17 protein-coding genes, 1 rRNA gene and 1 pseudogene are annotated in these 17889 nt (G+C 36.4%); 5 read left to right on the top strand and 14 right to left on the bottom strand.

From position 1 onward, the window contains the following. Positions 1-53: 53 nt before the first annotated feature. The 10 genes and pseudogenes from F981_RS06105 to F981_RS06060 all read right to left on the bottom strand — a co-directional run bounded on the left by F981_RS06105 (position 54) and on the right by F981_RS06060 (position 9737). Positions 54-1487: a molybdopterin-binding domain-containing protein gene (locus tag F981_RS06105; protein ID WP_004719603.1), complete on the bottom strand. Its 1434-nt coding sequence runs from the start codon at positions 1485-1487 to the stop codon at positions 54-56. A 220-nt stretch (positions 1488-1707) separates the two neighbouring features. After that, positions 1708-2916 carry a tryptophan synthase subunit beta gene (trpB, locus tag F981_RS06100; protein WP_004719602.1) on the bottom strand — a complete coding sequence of 403 codons (1209 nt, stop codon included), beginning with the start codon at positions 2914-2916 and terminating at the stop codon, positions 1708-1710. Positions 2917-3039: 123 nt separating this feature from the next. After that, complete coding sequence (locus F981_RS06095) at positions 3040-4227, bottom strand: vWA domain-containing protein (RefSeq protein ID WP_004719601.1); 1188 nt, start codon at positions 4225-4227, stop codon at positions 3040-3042. A 15-nt stretch (positions 4228-4242) separates the two neighbouring features. After that, positions 4243-5094, bottom strand: a complete 852-nt coding sequence (locus tag F981_RS06090) for an AAA family ATPase (protein ID WP_004719598.1) — start codon at positions 5092-5094, stop codon at positions 4243-4245. Positions 5095-5114: 20 nt separating this feature from the next. Beyond that, a complete protein-coding gene (locus tag F981_RS06085; protein ID WP_016539240.1) occupies positions 5115-5528 on the bottom strand; it encodes a hypothetical protein in 414 nt (137 codons plus the stop codon). Next, positions 5521-5826: a YcgL domain-containing protein gene (locus F981_RS06080; protein ID WP_004719593.1), complete on the bottom strand. Its 306-nt coding sequence runs from the start codon at positions 5824-5826 to the stop codon at positions 5521-5523. Before F981_RS06080 ends, F981_RS06085 begins: the two co-directional genes overlap by 8 nt. A 184-nt stretch (positions 5827-6010) precedes the next feature. After that, positions 6011-7153, bottom strand: a pseudogene (locus F981_RS06075) (ribonuclease D). A gap of 347 nt (positions 7154-7500) precedes the next feature. Next, positions 7501-8097, bottom strand: coding sequence for a recombination mediator RecR (gene recR / locus F981_RS06070; protein WP_004719588.1), 597 nt, complete (start codon positions 8095-8097; stop codon positions 7501-7503). A gap of 10 nt (positions 8098-8107) precedes the next feature. Beyond that, entirely contained in the window at positions 8108-8437 is a 330-nt protein-coding gene (locus F981_RS06065) for a YbaB/EbfC family nucleoid-associated protein (protein ID WP_004719585.1), read from the bottom strand. A 112-nt stretch (positions 8438-8549) separates the two neighbouring features. After that, a complete protein-coding gene (locus F981_RS06060; RefSeq protein ID WP_004719584.1) occupies positions 8550-9737 on the bottom strand; it encodes an O-succinylhomoserine sulfhydrylase in 1188 nt (395 codons plus the stop codon). A 141-nt stretch (positions 9738-9878) separates the two neighbouring features. On the opposite strand from F981_RS06060, the gene F981_RS06055 reads away from it, so the two are divergent. The 5 genes from F981_RS06055 to F981_RS06035 all read left to right on the top strand — a co-directional run bounded on the left by F981_RS06055 (position 9879) and on the right by F981_RS06035 (position 13979). Continuing rightward, complete coding sequence (locus F981_RS06055; RefSeq protein ID WP_004719581.1) at positions 9879-10970, top strand: alpha/beta fold hydrolase; 1092 nt, start codon at positions 9879-9881, stop codon at positions 10968-10970. 9 nt (positions 10971-10979) lie between these two features. After that, positions 10980-11852, top strand: coding sequence for an NAD(P)-dependent oxidoreductase (locus F981_RS06050; protein WP_004719579.1), 873 nt, complete (start codon positions 10980-10982; stop codon positions 11850-11852). 81 nt (positions 11853-11933) lie between these two features. Beyond that, positions 11934-12200 (top strand): YARHG domain-containing protein, encoded by a 267-nt coding sequence (locus tag F981_RS06045; RefSeq protein ID WP_004719576.1) that lies wholly within the window; start codon positions 11934-11936, stop codon positions 12198-12200. 28 nt (positions 12201-12228) lie between these two features. Continuing rightward, on the top strand, positions 12229-12645 hold the full coding sequence (locus F981_RS06040) for an HIT family protein (RefSeq protein WP_004719575.1): 417 nt from the start codon (positions 12229-12231) through the stop codon (positions 12643-12645). Between the two features lie 221 nt (positions 12646-12866). After that, positions 12867-13979 (top strand): porin, encoded by a 1113-nt coding sequence (locus tag F981_RS06035; protein WP_004719573.1) that lies wholly within the window; start codon positions 12867-12869, stop codon positions 13977-13979. A 337-nt stretch (positions 13980-14316) separates the two neighbouring features. Here the strand turns inward: F981_RS06035 and F981_RS06030 are convergent, their stop codons facing one another. The 4 genes from F981_RS06030 to rrf form a co-directional block, all read right to left on the bottom strand. Next, entirely contained in the window at positions 14317-14880 is a 564-nt protein-coding gene (locus tag F981_RS06030) for a DUF4256 domain-containing protein (RefSeq protein ID WP_004719570.1), read from the bottom strand. Positions 14881-15172: 292 nt separating this feature from the next. Beyond that, positions 15173-16372, bottom strand: a complete 1200-nt coding sequence (locus F981_RS06025; RefSeq protein WP_004719567.1) for a leucine-rich repeat domain-containing protein — start codon at positions 16370-16372, stop codon at positions 15173-15175. Between the two features lie 502 nt (positions 16373-16874). Then, on the bottom strand, positions 16875-17267 hold the full coding sequence (locus tag F981_RS06020; protein WP_004719566.1) for a putative signal transducing protein: 393 nt from the start codon (positions 17265-17267) through the stop codon (positions 16875-16877). Between the two features lie 404 nt (positions 17268-17671). Beyond that, a 5S ribosomal RNA gene (rrf, locus tag F981_RS06015) occupies positions 17672-17786 on the bottom strand. Positions 17787-17889: the final 103 nt, after the last annotated feature.

Raw genomic sequence — 17889 nt, 5'->3', positions numbered from 1 at the left:
AAAATTCTAGAAAAAATTGATCAACTCGTGCCTAAAATCTTATTATTCGTGTTTTATATTTCAAGATAATAGAAATAATCACCAGCTTTAAGTTGCATGTCTTCATTTATCACGGGGATAAAACAATTACATTCACTAAAGAAACTCAGCATATCGGGACGTTCATTTTCTACTTTGATAATTTTAAGTTCTGGAATTTCTTTGGTTACAATTCTAAGCCTTTCATCATAAGTTGTATGTGATACATAAGCCCATAAAAATTTGTATTTATACTCTTGGACGATATCAAAACTATAATCGTGGCTTAATACTCCTATTTTCCATTCAGGTAAAGTAGGCTTTCGATACATCCGTTGTAATATAGTTGGTTTTACCAATAAATGCATATTTACAATGATGTCAAGAATATAACCTGGTATATAACTCATTACGGATTTATCTTCATAAGTCATCGTCCTTTGAACTACCAAATGTCCTTGATCATTATAGAGTTTTATATCTTCTCGATACACAGGGCTTCGTAAATACCCTGAAAATAATGTGAAATGATTCCCTATCAGTTGTACCTTCTGATTATATGCACCTTGCGAATATAGCTTTCTTAATTCATTAAGGGATCTTAATAAGCCTACTTGATTGAAATAATTATTATTTGCTAGCCCACATGCAACAATATAGTCATAGTTTTGTGTTACTTGCTTGATATTTCTTGAATAGGTTTCGAAATTATTAGCAACGCTTTCATCCGTAGTTTCACTATTGGGAGGGACATTTTTGAATGGTTTAACTTTAATTACTTCAAAATCAAAACCCCAACTTTGCATGCAATCCTGAATATATTCTAATTCAAAATTTTTATTCAAATTTTCAAGCTCATAATCAACACAAAATACAGCAAACCGAATCTTTTTATAAACTTCAATTTCATTTATACCTGCCTGCCTCAATAAGGCTTTTTTTGCATTTGTAATAATATGATCTTTTTTTAAAACTAAATCTTTTTCATGATAATCAGCTCCAATATCGACAACACCAGTTCCTTTTTTAATATCTATCAACATATCACCTTTTTCAGGAATGAGATAAGATGCTCTAAACCAAGGTGAATGTTGTTCTAAGGATATCACCGTATTCGCTATACTGCCTATTTTTATATATGGGGCAATACTTGAAATATAATCATTTTTTTCTTTGATTAAATAAGGGTTTTCACCATTCATTAAACTTTGAAGAAAATATATAGTTTTAATCTCTTTATATTGTTTAAGTGTAGTAATGTCATCTTTAATGTTTAACATCATACCACTAATTTTTGATAGAGCTACACTAGGGTATGCACAAGTAGCATAAATAACCACTGCAGATTTTCTACCCAAACTTTCTTTTAAAGGTACTTTTTCAGTTAATTTGGAAATAGGCATTACGTTAGCGATTTGCTCTTGCTGCCACAAATTATAATTTATATATTTTCGGTTTTTGATTTCCAATGTAACATCTCAACGTTTTATAAAGTAATAAATAATCTATGATGATTAAAAGTTTTCTTTGATATTATACCAATTGGTATAATTTTTATAATATATATTAACCTATTGTTGTCTATGCTGATGTATTTCAACTCGCTATCTTAGTTTAAGCCTAACAATTTATGACAAGACAAATAAAAACCTAGCCAAAGCTAGGTTTTTAGATCAAATCATTTTTTTATCAGTTTAGATTTAACTTTTCAGCAACATAGTCGGCATCTTTATCACCACGCCCTGAAAGGTTTACAACAATTTTGATTTCTTTCGCTAATTTAGGCGCTTCACGAATTGCCCACGCCACAGCATGAGAACTTTCCAATGCAGGAACAATCCCTTCTACTCGCGAAAGGGTCATAAACGCATCTAAACACTCTTGATCTGTTGCTGTGGAATATTCCACACGGCCTAAATCTTTTAAGAAGCTATGTTGAGGGCCTACACCCGGATAATCCAAACCAGATGCAATCGAGTGCACAGGCAATGGTGCACCCTGTTCATCTTCCAGTACATAACAAGCCATACCATGAATCTGACTTGGTTTACCTAAAGTCAATGTTGCTGAATGCTGTTGAGTATCTAAACCATGACCTGCAGGTTCCACACCAACCAGTTTAACCTCTACATCATTTAAAAATGCCGTGAATGCGCCAATTGCATTTGAGCCACCGCCTACACACGCAACCACATAATCAGGTTGTGCGCCAAAGCGATCTTGGGTTTGAACTTTAATTTCATTGCCAATAATAGATTGGAAATCACGTACCATTTTTGGGAAAGGATGCGGTCCAACCACAGAACCAATCGCATAAATAAAGTTTTTAGGGTCTTTCAAATACTCTTCAAATGCGCTATCTACAGCATCTTTCAGTGTTGCAGTACCTTGAGTGACTGAAACCAGTTTTGCACCCAAAATCTTCATTTTCACGACATTGGGATGTTCTTTTTCAATGTCCACCTGTCCCATATGAATTTCACATGGAATACCAACCAAAGCACATGCGGTTGCAAGTGCAACGCCATGTTGACCAGCACCTGTTTCTGCAATTACTTTGGTTTTACCCATATATTTAGCAAGCAAAGCTTCGCCCAAACAATGGTTAATTTTATGTGCGCCTGTATGATTTAAATCTTCACGCTTTAAATAGATTTGTGCACCACCCAATTGATCAGAAAGACGTCTTGCATGAAATAAAGGACTAGGGCGACCTACATAATTGGCAAATAAATCAGCCAATTCATTTTGAAATTCAGGCGTTTTACGAATTTCCTCATATGCGACATTGATTTCATCCATTGCTTCTTTTAAATGAGGTGGAATAAATTGACCACCATATTCACCAAAAAAGCCTTGTTCATTTGGTAATGCAATACCATTTATTTGATGATCCATTTCTTTCCCTATTTAATAAATCAGCCGTTGAATTTATGAATAACAACTTTGCTTGAGAATAGGGTTTATTGACAATTTTAGCCTACACCGCAAGCCATTTATAAAATATCAACAGACCCTAATTTACCGTGACAAATATTTCGTCATATCCTCAATGCCTTTAAGGGTCATTGGAAACATATGATCGTCGAATAATTGTTTAATTAATGCGATGGTTTGCGTGTAATGCCAATAACCTTGCTCTTCTGGATTTAACCATGCTGTTTTTTCAAAATGATTGCGTAAGCGACGTAACCATACATCTCCAGCTTCATCATTCATATATTCGACAGAACCACCGACCGATTTCAGCTCATAAGGTGCCATACTTGCATCACCCACCACAATTACACGATAGTCTTTACCATAGGTATTAAATAAATCCCATGTATTCATTCGGGTAGAAGAACGACGATGATTATCTTTCCACACATAGTCATATAGACAGTTATGGAAATAAAAATATTCTAAGGTTTTAAATTCAGTTTTTGCCGCACTAAACAATTTTTCACATTGAGCAATGTGTGAATCCATCGATCCCCCCACATCAAACAACATCAAAACTTTAATTCGGTTACGCCGTTCAGGCACCATTTGTACATCTAAAATGCCCTGTTTGGCAGTTTCATAAATGGTGCTGTTAATGTCTAATTCTTCTGCAGCGCCTTGACGAGCAAACTTACGTAATCGACGTAAAGCCATTTGCATTTGTCGAGTACCTAAAATTTGTTCATCATCCAAATTTTGATATTTACGCTGTTCCCAAACTTTTACTGCTGAATTTTTACGGCTCGGGCCACCAATTCTCACGCCTTCAGGATGGTCACCAAAAGCACCAAACGGTGAAGTTCCACCTGTGCCAACCATACGGTTGCCACCTTGATGTTTTTTGTGTTGTTCACGCAAACGCTCTTCCAACATCTTCATCAGTTCTTCAAGCGAACCTGCTTTCAGCAATTCAGCACGCTGTTCAGGTGTGAGATGTTTTTCAAGTAACTCTAAATCAAACCAGTCTTTGGGAAGTTTTTGAACTTTGCTGAGCAGATCATCGATATCAAAAGTATGGATACCTTCAAAATAATCTTTCATGGCACGGTCAAATTTGTCAAAGAAGCGTTCATCTTTGACCATGACAGTCTTTACTAATTGATAAAAATCATCTTGATCGGCAAAAACCAAGCCTTCACTAACTGCTTGGTTGAGATCAATGAGTTCTCGTGTTGAAACTGGAACACCATATTTTCTGAGGGTATAAAATAATCGCACAAACATGTTGCGATCTCCTCATTAACGACGTGACATAAAGGCTAAGCGTTCAAGCAACTGTACATCTTGCTCATTTTTAATCAATGCACCATATAAAGGTGGAATCGCTTTTGATTTATCATGATTACGCAAAATATCTTCTGGCATATCATCTGCCATTAACAAGCTTAACCAGTCAATCAATTCAGATGTTGAAGGTGGTTTTTTTAAGCCAGGCACTTGGCGTAATTTAAAGAAGACTTGTAATGCTTCTGAAACCAGTGTTCCAGAGATATTCGGAAAATGAACTGCGATAATTTCACGCATCGTTGCTTCATCAGGAAATTCAATATAATGGAAAAAACAACGACGTAAAAATGCGTCTGGCAGTTCTTTTTCATTATTTGAAGTAATGATTACGATTGGACGTTGGGTTGCAGTAATGGTTTCGCCTGTTTCATAGACAAAAAATGACATTTTGTCTAATTCATGTAGCAAGTCATTTGGGAATTCAATATCTGCTTTGTCTATTTCATCAATCAACAATACACAGCGTTCTTCGCTGGTAAATGCATCCCACAACTTACCTGGTTTGATGTAGTTTTTAATATCGTAAACACGGTCATCACCCAACTGGCTATCACGTAAACGAGAAACTGCATCATATTCATACAAACCTTGCTGTGCTTTGGTTGTAGATTTAATATGCCAAGTAATTAATTTAAGACCTAGACTCTCAGCAACTTGTTCAGCCAATAAGGTTTTACCTGTACCAGGTTCGCCTTTCACCAATAATGGCTTTTGCAATGCTCGAGCTGCTTTTACAGCCAGTTTTAAACTATCCGTTGCGATATACTGTTCAGTACCTGTGAATTGTTGAGAATCGACAGACATAACTTACCTTTATTTTTTATTTAAAGTGGTGAAATATTTTTTGCTACAGCGCTTGCTTGGGTATTTTTCGTGGTTTTGTATTTAGACCAAAAAAATCCAATGACTAAACCAATACCCATGACAAATGTAATTAAGGCAAGATTTGACCAAATCAATGGTGAATCCTTGGTAAGAATACCAAATAACAGTCCAAATATTGCTGGCGCAATCGCTGAGTTTGGTCCTTCAGAAATGGTCGGGGTTGCAAGAACGGCAAATACAATGATCCATGTAATACCGCCAAGTGGCGATGGCAATCGTTTTGAAATCGAATACCAGCACCATAAAATCAACAGCGTCCCAAGAATATAGACGGTTATTGCGATATTATCTTCTGGGATAGCATCAAATAGATCTAAAAAATTTGCCCATATTCCTGATAACTGATCAAGCACCACGTAATCCCTCTGGTTCAACCGCATTTGGGTTAATTAAACCTTCTGGCGGCATTTGAATAAAGAAGCCTTTTGTATTGAGTGAATCGATTACATGTAACACATTTACACGTGCCAAAGGTCGAGCTTCGCTCAGTTCAAGATGCATTACATGCGTTGCACGACCAAAGGCAACACGTAGTGGCTCAGAAAGAGCCACTAAGGGATCTGCACTTTCGTCTGTATTTGGATGATTTGGGCGAGCCACATAAAGATACATTTCATCTTTTTTGCTCGATTTATAAATATCACAATGCATTTTAAACAACAGCTTCAGTAAAACTTAGTTGACAGCATACATGAAAAAAACGACGGATACATTATCGAAAGTTAACGCATCAGTCGTTATTTATGTCCAATTGCTAAATCTTTGATCAACAATAACACAGTAAGCTTGCTTGGCTATTGGTGATTATTCATCTAAACAACAGCAGCAACAGCCGCTATTCATTGACCTTCATCTGCATACTTAAAAACTTAATATCTTCTTGTAACAGATGGATAAGTGGCTGGGTAAGCAATTCATAGCGCCACCCCAACAAATAACCAGGTAAATCCTGTTCATTGCCATGAAATACCACATGATGATACAAGGCATTTAACCATTTTTTACGCATAAGTACTTCTTTAGGTACTTGCATTTCAAATGAAACCTGAGAAATTAACTCATCTACTTCAAGGGTGATTCCCTGAGAAGAATGCTTGATTGGTCGTGCAATACGCAGTGGCCACTCATCGGTTTCAGGCAGAAACTTCAATAAATCTAAAATTGTTTTTCCATGTTCACGCACAATATTTGGACGTATTCCCTTCACAGAGGACAATTGAAAATTATTTTTAGGATTGACTTCAACCAAATCAATCATCGTGGCATTTTTTAGAATAAAGCTACGTGGTTGATTGAGTGCTTTGACCATTTCTTCACGCCAAACACTTAATTGTTGCAATTGCATCAATTGTTTTCTGGAATGACGATAATTACCAATATCACAATATAATTTTTCTTTTGGTGTTTCTGAAGCGATTTCAAAGGTTTAATTTTGACAATCTTCAAGCACATGTGAATATAAGCTTTTCTCGACCAATTCAGCTTTTACTTTTTCAGCCAGACGCATAATGTATAAAACATCATTAGCGGCATAATTCATTTGTTCATCTGTTAACGGTCGAGCCAGCCAATCTGAACGTGTTTGATCTTTATCAATATCAATCTCTAACACCAATTTCAATGCATTTTGATAACTGACTTGTAGACCATGTCCTAAAAAAGACAACCCCACTTGGGTATCGAAGACATTTTTCAGATTTTTCTGATCTGCATAATGATAAATGAGATCAATATCTTCTCCACAAGCATGAAAAATATTTTGCTGCGCTTGAAAAAGTTGAAACCAAAAACGATCTAAATTTAAGGTTGTGCCGTCGAGCAAAAATACTTGACCATTGACATTAATTTGGAATACACCGAGTTTTGGCCAAAGTGTGTCGACTTTAATAAATTCAGTGTCTAGACCATAAGTCGAAGTATGTTGCATCAAATTCAACACATGTTCGAGATCGGTCTGTTGATTAATAAATTGAAACATGTCAGTTTAAGTCAAAATGTTACATTCAAATGAAATATGATTTTACCTTAATATATAAAATTTAAATATAATATTTTTAAACTAATTCTCCGTAAACACCTTATTTTTCAATAAAGTTTCTTGTGAATATTTATTTTATATATAGGTTTTACAACTTAATAAAAGTATATTTTAAAGTAATAAATAACATGGCTAATCATTGCTTTAGCTTGAGTTTACCTAAAAATTTTAGATTGAATGTAAATAATTTTTAAATGTGACAGAGTTTGTTGATCTTTTAATCGTTATCGCATTTACGCAAAACTTCCAAGCTCAACAAACTCTAAATGGTAGCAAGTCTAAGATCGCTATTTCATTCTCATGCGATTATGAACAGCCTGACTCAACGTATGACTATCCACATACTCCAATTCACCACCTTGTGGCACACCTTGTGCGATCCGCGTCATTTGCAAAGACAAATGTTTTGTCGCTTCTACAAGATAATGCGCAGTCGCTTGTCCTTCTACAGTTGCATTGGTGGCTAAAATTACTTCAGTAATTTTACCATCGGTTAAACGCTGCACTAAATATGGAATACCTATTTCTTCAGGACCAATACCATCTAAAGGCGACAAATGTCCACCCAATACATGATATTTGCCTCTAAAGCTACCAGACTGTTCTATTGCCATTACATCTGCAGGAGACTCAACCACACAAAGCAGCTGATCATCCCGATCATTTGAGCAACAAATATCACAGACTTCATTTTCAGTTAAAGAATGACAAACACTACACTCATGAATATAGGAAGTTGCTTCGTTTAGCGCATGCGCCAAACCAATAGCACCTTCTTTATTTTTCATGATCAGATGGAGTGCCATACGTTGAGCCGATTTCGGCCCAACACTGGGTAAGATTCGTAAAGCTTGTACGAGTTGATCAAAACGGTCGCTAAACACCTATGATTCCTTAGAACAAACCTGAAAGACCTGGTGGTAAACCCATACCTGAATTGGCTTCTTTCATCTTCGCTTCTGTAATGACTTCAGCTTGGCGAGCCGCGTCATTCATTGCTGCTGCAATCAAGTCTTCAATCATATCTGGATCGTCTTGCAACAAATCTGGACTGATTTCAATACGCTTAACAACATTACGGCAAGTCATTGTTACTTTTACCAAACCGCCACCAGCTTCAGCATTCACTTCAGTCTGGGCAAGTTGTTCTTTTGCCTTTTTAACGTTGCTTTCCATATCTTTCTGCATACGTTGCGCTTGCTGCATAAGCATATTAATGTTCATAAAATACTCCGAACAAAAGTCCTAAATTAAATCTCTGTCTTGCACTTTCATGGCTAGTTTTTTAAAAGCCTAGAAGAAAATGAAAGAAACTCTTTTACAAATTTTGCTTATCTTAAATTAAATCTAATCCATGAGAAAGGTCACGGATAATATCATCGACATCTTCTAAGCCAACAGACAAACGGATTAAACCTTCACGAATACCCGCTGCTGCTTTTGCTTCAGGAGAAAGCTTACCATGAGTCGTTGTTGCTGGATGGGTAATTGTTGACTTAGCATCACCTAAATTACCTGTAATCGAGATAAATTGTGTATGGTCAATAACTTTCCAAGCACCTTCTCGTTCACCTTTCACTTCAAAAGAAACGATTCCACCAAAACCAGTTTGTTGTTTGGCTGCTAACTCATGCCCAACATGATCTGTTAAGCCAGCAAAATAAACCTTTTCCACTTTTGGATGAGCAACCAACCACTCGGCAATTTTTTGTGCACTTTCAGAATGCGCTTTCATACGCAGTCTTAAGGTTTCTAAACCTTTCAAAAAGACCCATGCATTGAATGGACTCATAGATGGGCCAGTGGTACGAACATAACCAAATACTTCTTCAAGTAATTTGTGATTACCGACCACAGCACCACCCAGTGCACGACCTTGTCCATCTAGATATTTGGTGGCAGAGTAAATCACTAAATCTGCACCAAATTGTAATGGACGCTGCAAAATTGGTGTGCAAAAACTGTTATCAATCGCCAATAAAGCATCATTTGCATGTGCTAAATCTGATAATGCTTGAATATCTGCGACTTCAGCCAATGGATTTGAAGGTGACTCAACAAACAGTAATCGAGTTTCAGGACGTACCGCGTCTTGCCAAGCGGTTAAATCAGTTAAATCAACAAAAGTCACTGCGACATTAAATTTAGCAACATATTTTTCAAATAATGAAACTGTAGAACCAAAAACAGCACGTGAACAAATCACATGATCGCCTGCTTTTAAGAACGACATTGCAACGGCCATGATTGCAGCCATACCCGAGCTTGTTGCCACAGCGCGTTCACCACCTTCTAGTGCAGCTAAACGCGTTTCAAACATTGCTATAGTTGGATTGGTAAAACGTGAATAAATATTACCTGGTTCAGCACCAGAGAATTTTGCTGCTGCTTCCGCTGCATTTTCATACACAAATGACGAAGTGAGGAAAATTGGCTCACTATGTTCACCTTCAAAACTGCGTGTATGACCTGTACGAATCGCTAAAGTATCAAGTTGGTATTCAATGTCGTCGTGCTGGCTCATTTCAACTACTCAGTCCAAAAACTGCCTTTGTAAAATATTGCCAACATTTTGAGCGCCCTATGTATTTAAGGTCAAGGTAAAATCGTAAATTATCACATACACTTCGCTTAAATCTGCATAAAAATGAGACAATCACCGCTTATGACACAAGTATCAGCTAAGTTCCAACAGCGCAAATCCAAATTGAAGAATCTAACCACACGTATCTTCAATGGTAAGTCATTGGTTTTATCTCAAAGTACCCCTTATGAAATTATTGCAGAGCATCATCAAACCAAAGTGCGTTACTACGCAGCTGCTGAAAAAAAATTTAAGGAACCTTTGGTTTTTACAGCACCATTATCGATCAATATGGCTATTTACGACCTCTACCCTTATCGTTCACTTATCAAATATTTTACCAAACAAGGCTATGATGTGTATTTATTGGACTGGGGAAAACTCAGTTATCAGGATCGCAACTTAAACTTTTTATATTTTATTGATGAAGCTATGCCGTTATGCATTAATAAAATCCGAGAACATGCTCAAAGTGAGCAAATCTCATTGCATGGCTGGAGCATGGCCGGCATTTTTGTATTACTTTACACGGCATTACGTCAACCTAATTATGTTAAAAACTTAATTATACTGGCCAGCCCAATTGACAGTTATGCATCGGGCGGTATCGGTAAACTTTATCAAAAAATAAATAATCTGATTATAAAGAATCAAAAACTGAAAGATACTTTATATAAAGGTGGTTTACCGAAAAAACTGATCCATACTCCGGGTTTACTCAATGCCATTGGTTTTAAGATTTTAGATCCAAAGGGTTGGTATGAGGGTCATAAACAATTGTTGCTAAATTTAGACGACAAAGAGCTCTTACATGAACACGCTACCCTTGGAAATTTTTTAAATCACATGGTGGATTACCCCGGTGGTGTCAATCAAGACATGTTATTTAATGTTTGGCTACAAAATCCACTGAAAAATGGAGCAATTCAGCTCAGTAACCACAAAATTGAACTTCGCAATATCGACTGTTCATTGATGATTGGGGCTGGAAAAAATGATCAAATGGTCACCGCAGATGCAGTTAAGCCTTTAAGCGAATTGACAAAGAGTAGTGATGTCACGTTTACTCTTATTCCTGGGGGACATTTAGGGCTAATGTCTAGTCAAAAAAGTGCAGATGAATTTTGGCCTACACTGTCCAGATGGTTAGAACAAAGATCGACAAAAATTTAAGAGATAGATATGAAGACTACAGTTGCATTTATTGGTTTAGGCGCAATGGGCTATCGTATGGCAGCACATTTACCCAAACATTTTGATACCGTATATGTATGGAATCGAAATTTTGCAAAGGCCAAGCAACATGCAACTGAGTTTGGTACTCAAGCTGTCGAACTCGATCAAGCGGTGCAAGCTGATATTATTTTTTCATGTTTACCGACTAGCCAAGATATCGATGATTTAATCCAAGATTTAAAGATCAAAAATGGCGCGATTTGGGTCGACTGTACCAGTGGTGTACCTGATGCTGCGCGTAAACAGTCTGAGTATCTGCTCAAAAATAATATTCACTTCTTAGATGCACCTGTAAGTGGTCAAACCATTGGTGCTGAGAATGCAACGCTGACTTTTATGGTCGGCGGTGCGGCAGAAGCGTTTCAAATCGCCCTACCTGCAATGCAAGCGATGGGTAAATTAATTAAACGTGTCGGTGACTCAGGTGCAGGCTTTGCTGTAAAAGCTGTAAATAATATGATGATGGCGGTTCATTTATGTGCTGCCGCTGAAGGATTTACCACCCTGAAAGCACATGGGGTAGATTTAAATGAAGCGCTTGATTGTATCAATGCATCCAGTGGTAAAAGTGGTGTGACTGAAACTGCACTACCGCAACGTATCTTCAATCGTAGCTTTCCACTGACCTTTGCTTTACCCTTATTGGCAAAAGATACAGGTATTGCCATTGATTTAGTTCGTGATGCAAGATTATCAGCACCTATTCTTGGTTTAACACAAAGCTTAATTACCGCAGCCAATAGTCTTTCAGAGCCTGATAGCGATTTTTCTACCGCGGTAAAAATGTACGAATCATGGAGCAAAATTACATTAGATTAATTTTTCGTCATTGAATAATCACAACTAAACCTTATAATCACATTAAGTGACATGTAAATATGTCAATTTCGAGGTCGTATCATGAATAAATATGTAATTGCTACACTTTCTAGTTTATCTATTTTAGTCGCTAGTCACGCTTTTGCTGATAACACCCAAGAATGTAAAAAATTGCAAGATGATTACAATGTCATTTATGCATCAAAAGGGTTCTGTTTTAAAGATCCTGAAGCAAAAGCAAAATATAATAATGACAATTGTTATACAAGTAAGCCTAAATTTTCTGAAAAAGAGCAGCAAAAACTTGACTCTATCAAGGAACGTCAGAAAGAATTGAACTGTAAATAATCACATTCACACCTTCAAGGAAATAAACATGGCTTATGATGATCAGAATATATTTGCACGAATTTTACGTGGTGAACTTCCTGCAATTAAAGTTTATGAAGATGATCATGTGCTTGCATTTATGGATATCATGCCGCAAGCCGATGGGCATACCCTGATTATTCCGAAGACTCCAGCAGTGACATTGCTCGACTTAGATCCTGAAATTGCTGCTTATACAATCAAGATTGTGCAAAAAATAGCGCAAGCCATTGAAACAGCTTTAGATGCTCAAGGTATTGTATTGATGCAACTTTCTGGAGCTGCTGCTGGACAAACTGTACCTCATGTACACTTTCATTTGATTCCGAGCTCGGTGCATGAATTAGGTCGTCATGCTATTCAAATGGGCGATCAGGAAAAAATTAAAGGGTTTGCTGAAAAAATTAAGGCTGCACTGGCTTAATTAAAAACCTTTTTAGAATCAATGGGGCTAATCAAGCCTCATTTTTTTATTAAAATTACACAAATGTTAAATTCGCGTCATTAAATTGTCATTTTTTCTTCACTGATATGTAACAAAGTTTACAGATACTGCATGCAAGTTAGTAAGTAGTGCACAAACCCACACTTACTGAATAAAAAAAGTAACTGCAAACCCATTGAACATGTTTTGGAGAAATCTCAATGAAAAAAGTGCTACTCGCTGCAGCAATCGCCACCCTTAGCATAAGCGCAGCTCAAGCAGCGCCAACATTGTATGGTAAATTCAACGTAACTTTAGATCAAATTGATAAGAATGGCTTTAAAGACGAAAGCGTAACTAAAGTAAACTCTAACGCTTCTCGTATTGGTGTTAAAGGCGAAGAGAAATTAACAGATAAATTATCTGCTGTTTACTTGGCAGAATGGCAATTCAATGCTGATGGTGATGGTGAATCTTCTTTCACTAACCGTAACCGTTTCGTGGGGATTAAATCAGACGGTATCGCAACTTTAAAAGTTGGTCAGTTTGATTCATATTTCAAAAATGCTGCTGGTAACAACCAAGATATCTTCAACGATCACAACGAACTCGATATGACTGCGATTTTAGTTGGTGAAGATCGTTTAAAAAACGTGATTGGTTTTGAAACTGATAAAAAATTATTGGCTGGTTTAGCTTTCAACATCATGTTCCAGCAAGGTGAAGAATCATCTGCAGTGAACAACTCATCAAAAGGTCAAAAAGGTAGTCGTGATAGTTTTGGTGATGGTATCTCGACCTCACTTACCTATGACAACAAAGACTACGGCTTGGCAGCAGCTGTAGCAGGTAACTTTGGTGTAGCATCTAAATATAATGCATATGGTGCTGAAATCGGTAGCAGTAACACAATTTATTCTGATGCAATTCGTGTTACAGGTTCTATCGACTTAAAACCAGCGGGTATTGATGGCTTAGTATTTGGTGCATTATGGCAAACTGCTAAACCAACTGATGACACAGTTACAACAACATCTGGTACAACAGTTACATCTTTAAAAGGCTTAAAAGAAAATGCATATGGCATCACTGCTGCATATGTAATCCCATCTACACCGATTAAGCTAAAAGCTGAATATATTTCTGCAACGACAGAACTAGATGGCCGTGATGATCGTAAACAAGACCTTTACGGGATTGGCGCTGATTATAACATCAATAAGCAAGCTCGTTTCTACGGTGTTGTTGGTCAACAAAAGCGTGATTGGTCAACTACATCTACACCAGAGAAAAAGAAAACTGTTATTGGTTTAGGTATGGAATATAACTTCTAATCCGACCCTTTAATAAAAAACGGCAAGTGATCTTGCCGTTTTTTTTCGACTCAATAATTCAAAAGCTCATTTTATAAAATACATATTCATTAGCTGAGTAACCATCATATAAATTTAGCGCCTTTATAAATATCGCACTATCATTTCATCATCTATGACAGATCTTTTGTAGCAATATGAATGTCATGGTTGGATAGGCATACAGCACCCCAAACCAAAATTAAAAATCACTAATTTAAATATCAATATGTAGGATAGAACAGTAGTTATATCTAAATACAAAAATACAAGCAAGCTCGACAGAATCTTAGGATTTCACGCTGTCAATTTTTAACAATTAAAGTTTGATATAGGTTCGAAACCCACGACTCGCATAATATGAGCCAGCACCATTATGATAGGTAAATGTACGCCCATAACGCTGGTCACAAAAGATCGCCCCACCTTGCTGACGTAATATCGTTGGTGTTTCGACCCAGCTGGATGTTTTTAAGTCAAAATTGAATATTTGCTGTAGAGCATAATACTGTTGTTCAGTCATTAGTGCTAAGGCATGCTTATTTACCCAATCGATCACCGTATCTTCAGGAGGATGATCCTTGCGACTGAGTAATGCCTCTCGGTCATAACACAGACTACGCCGCCCTTTTGGTGACTCAATTGCACAATCAAAAAAATACACACCTTCTGTATTCGGTAAAACAACCACATCAGGCTCACCGCCAGTCATTTCCATTTGTTGTAAAGTCCATAACTTTTCAGGACAAAACAAAAGTTGTTTTTCAACAAAATCCCAGCTCATTTGTGCATGTCGTTCCGTATGTTGCTGAAAACGCTGTGCTAAGGTTTTTAATAGGTTTTCAACTTGCAATGGACTCAATTTTTCTTGCTGTTTTATCATTTATTTTACTGCCTGACTTTAAGCCTTTACTAGCATAACATTATCCATCAAGCGCAACCAAATCCGCTTTTTAGGTATACTGAAGTGGATTGATTAAATAGTGTGGCACGGATAATTCAATAGATTCCTCTGCATATGCAATTCCTTCCACACCGATCCAACTAAAAGCTGAATATATTTTGCAACGACAGAAAAATCGTCGTGGCGATCGTAAGTTACGGGATATAGCTTCTAATCCTAATTTAAAAAATGGCAAGAAATCTTGCCGTTTTTTACTTAACAACAGAATATTTTAAAAATCTCGTATTTCATCAAACCAAGCATTCACTGTTTCTTGATCTATATCGAATGTTGAAGCTTCAACCAGTTGCAGTACAGCAAGACCAGTATCTTCTCTTTCAACAGTTTCAATATTGGGCAATGTATTAATTATCTCAATAAGTTCAATAATTGCCCCTTTCACATCTTGTTTTGTCTTCGCCTTGGAGATTTCTTTTAAAGCAGATTTATATGCTTTGATCGCAATTTTTGCATTATTGCTTTCCCAGTTTTCAAATGGAATTCCATATTCAGTGGTAAACCATATTGAACTCCTCAGTTTAGACACCGACGAATAATCCAATTGTTTTTCTTTAACTAAATGCTTTAATTCAGCATTTAACCTTTTCCCTGTTTTTTCATCAACATTCCATCCAATGAAGGACGTTAAGTTTTCCCATGTATTTAAAGCTGGAAAGCCTTCCAAATTTACAGCATAGCGTATTCCAATACGTTCAAGTTGCTGAAGTTGTTTTAGACTTGCTGTATTGGTTATATTCCCAGTTAAGTTTAGATTTTTTAAATTAGGAAACTGCAATAAGCTTTCACAATCAAATGCTTGACCTAAAGGTTTAACAGCTAAATCTAACGAAGTTATTGCCGCTAAATTTTTCATAACAGGAAGATGGTATGCCGATACCCTTGGATCTTTGTATGTCGTTGGCTTTATTCTCATATGGGGATATGCTGCTGTGGTAATAATTTCAAAATGCTCAATATGACCAGCCAAATGAAGCGAATATAACCCCTTCTTATTCTCACCATCAGCATGATTTAAAACTAATGTGATTGGATGTTGATCTGCTTTGATTGAAAAGTTATGAATTTGAGCATGACTTAAATCTAGACAAATTGCTTGCGTAGGTCGCCAAGAAAAATCTTCTATTACTCTTTTTTTCGACCATTCAGTAAAACCCTGATCATTTCCCCAATAATAAAAAAATCTTGGCCAATCTCCATAAGGATGCAAATGCGCATTTTGTTGACCATTTGGCGTATAAAAAGTATTAAAAGCATCCCAATTAATTACAGCATTTTCTTCAACAAGAACATCAAACTTTTTCTTGTCCATGCCGATTCGACCAATTGAGAAGCTTCCTTGCCCAGCTGGAATTTTTATCTGATGGCTATTTGTACCTGTTAAAGAAACATAAATGGGAGTATTTCTATCCATGTTGATCCATTAATTGTAAATTGTACGATTCAGATTTCAGCAAATATTAATTACTTATACTTATGCAAATAAACATATAAACTCAACACAGAATATATCAAGCTTAAAGCTTAGTCTTTGTTTCATTTTAGCAAAATATGAACATGTTAGATTTAGCTCTATATTTCAACTTTCCCAACTTAGATACTTAGATACTTAGATACTTAGATACTTAGATACTTAGATACTTAGATACTTAGATACTTAGATGATCTAAAACCTTGATGATCTATTTTGACCACAATCAGTGGATGGATTAGAAATCCCAATTTTTTCTAAGCAATCATCACCTAATTCTTTAATATGAAAATCCACATAGTCTTTGACTATTCCTTCAACTTCAAAATCCTGTTGAATGATTCGTTGTTTTTGTTAATCAAATTTTACGATATTTTCTAGTAAGTAATTTATTTGATCTAAAGTTTGCTTATTTAAAATATCTTGCCGATTTTCCAATAGAGTACTAACTCCAAAAATGTTGGCACTGTTTACACTTCGTTCCATTTCTATAAAAAAAGAGCGGAAAACCAAGCAATAGAAAAACCAAATAAGCGGGACGTTTTCCTTCGGTATATGGCTGTATATCACTACTACCACAATGAGGGCAACTTTCACCTGCTCCAAACTGTTGTTCTAATTCTTGGCTAAAATCTTGGGCAAGTAATGCTTTAGCCTCCTCTGCATAGCTTTCAGGAACTAACAGTCGCACACCACCCAAAGCATTGGAGTAAAGCCAATCCATATTAATAGTATGTTCATTTTCAATACGTGCTGGAATTTCTGCTGCTTCTAATTGCGTTTTGGCAATCTGAGCCTCGTAAGGAAATGAATATGTTTCAGCGACCACCCATTGCATAAGAACACCTAACAGAAATAAAAATGGATTTTAAGCTCAATTCATTTAACTGTATATTGCATAAATTTATTCAATTGATGCTTCCATTTTTCAAGTTATAACGAAGGAAAGAAAATTTCATAAGAATAAGGAAATACGTTGAAGTATAGTTAGGTTTTAAAGCAGTGCATTTTATCTATTTCCGTTAAATGTCATTCTTCTTTTTCCGTTAAATGTCATTCTTCTTTCTATTCTGCCTAAGCAACCAGTAACTATAGTTAGTCTTCACTCTATCCTACTTTGCAATATTTTGATGAGGAAGTAAAACAACAAAATTTACATCTTATTCTTACTATTTATTATTTTTCTCCGCGCATAAAAAAACACCCCGCTCTCGTTAGAGATCGGGGTGTTTTAGATTTAAAAGCTGGCGATGACTTACTCTCACATGGGTAACCCCACACTACCATCAGCGCTAAGAGGTTTCACTTCTGAGTTCGGAAAGGGATCAGGTGGTTCACTCTTGCTATTGTCGCCAGCAAACTGTTATGGACTTGTTCGGGTCTTATTTAAATGCCTTACTTCGTACCAAATGAGTTTAACAGAACATTTGAGTTGATTTTAACATAAAGCATAGCTTTAT

The sequence above is a fragment of the Acinetobacter guillouiae CIP 63.46 genome (assembly GCF_000368145.1).
In the GTDB taxonomy this organism is placed as follows: Bacteria; Pseudomonadota; Gammaproteobacteria; order Pseudomonadales; family Moraxellaceae; genus Acinetobacter; species Acinetobacter guillouiae.
The sequence above is the reverse complement of the archived record's forward strand: the minus strand, read 5'-3'. Positions and strand labels throughout refer to the sequence as shown.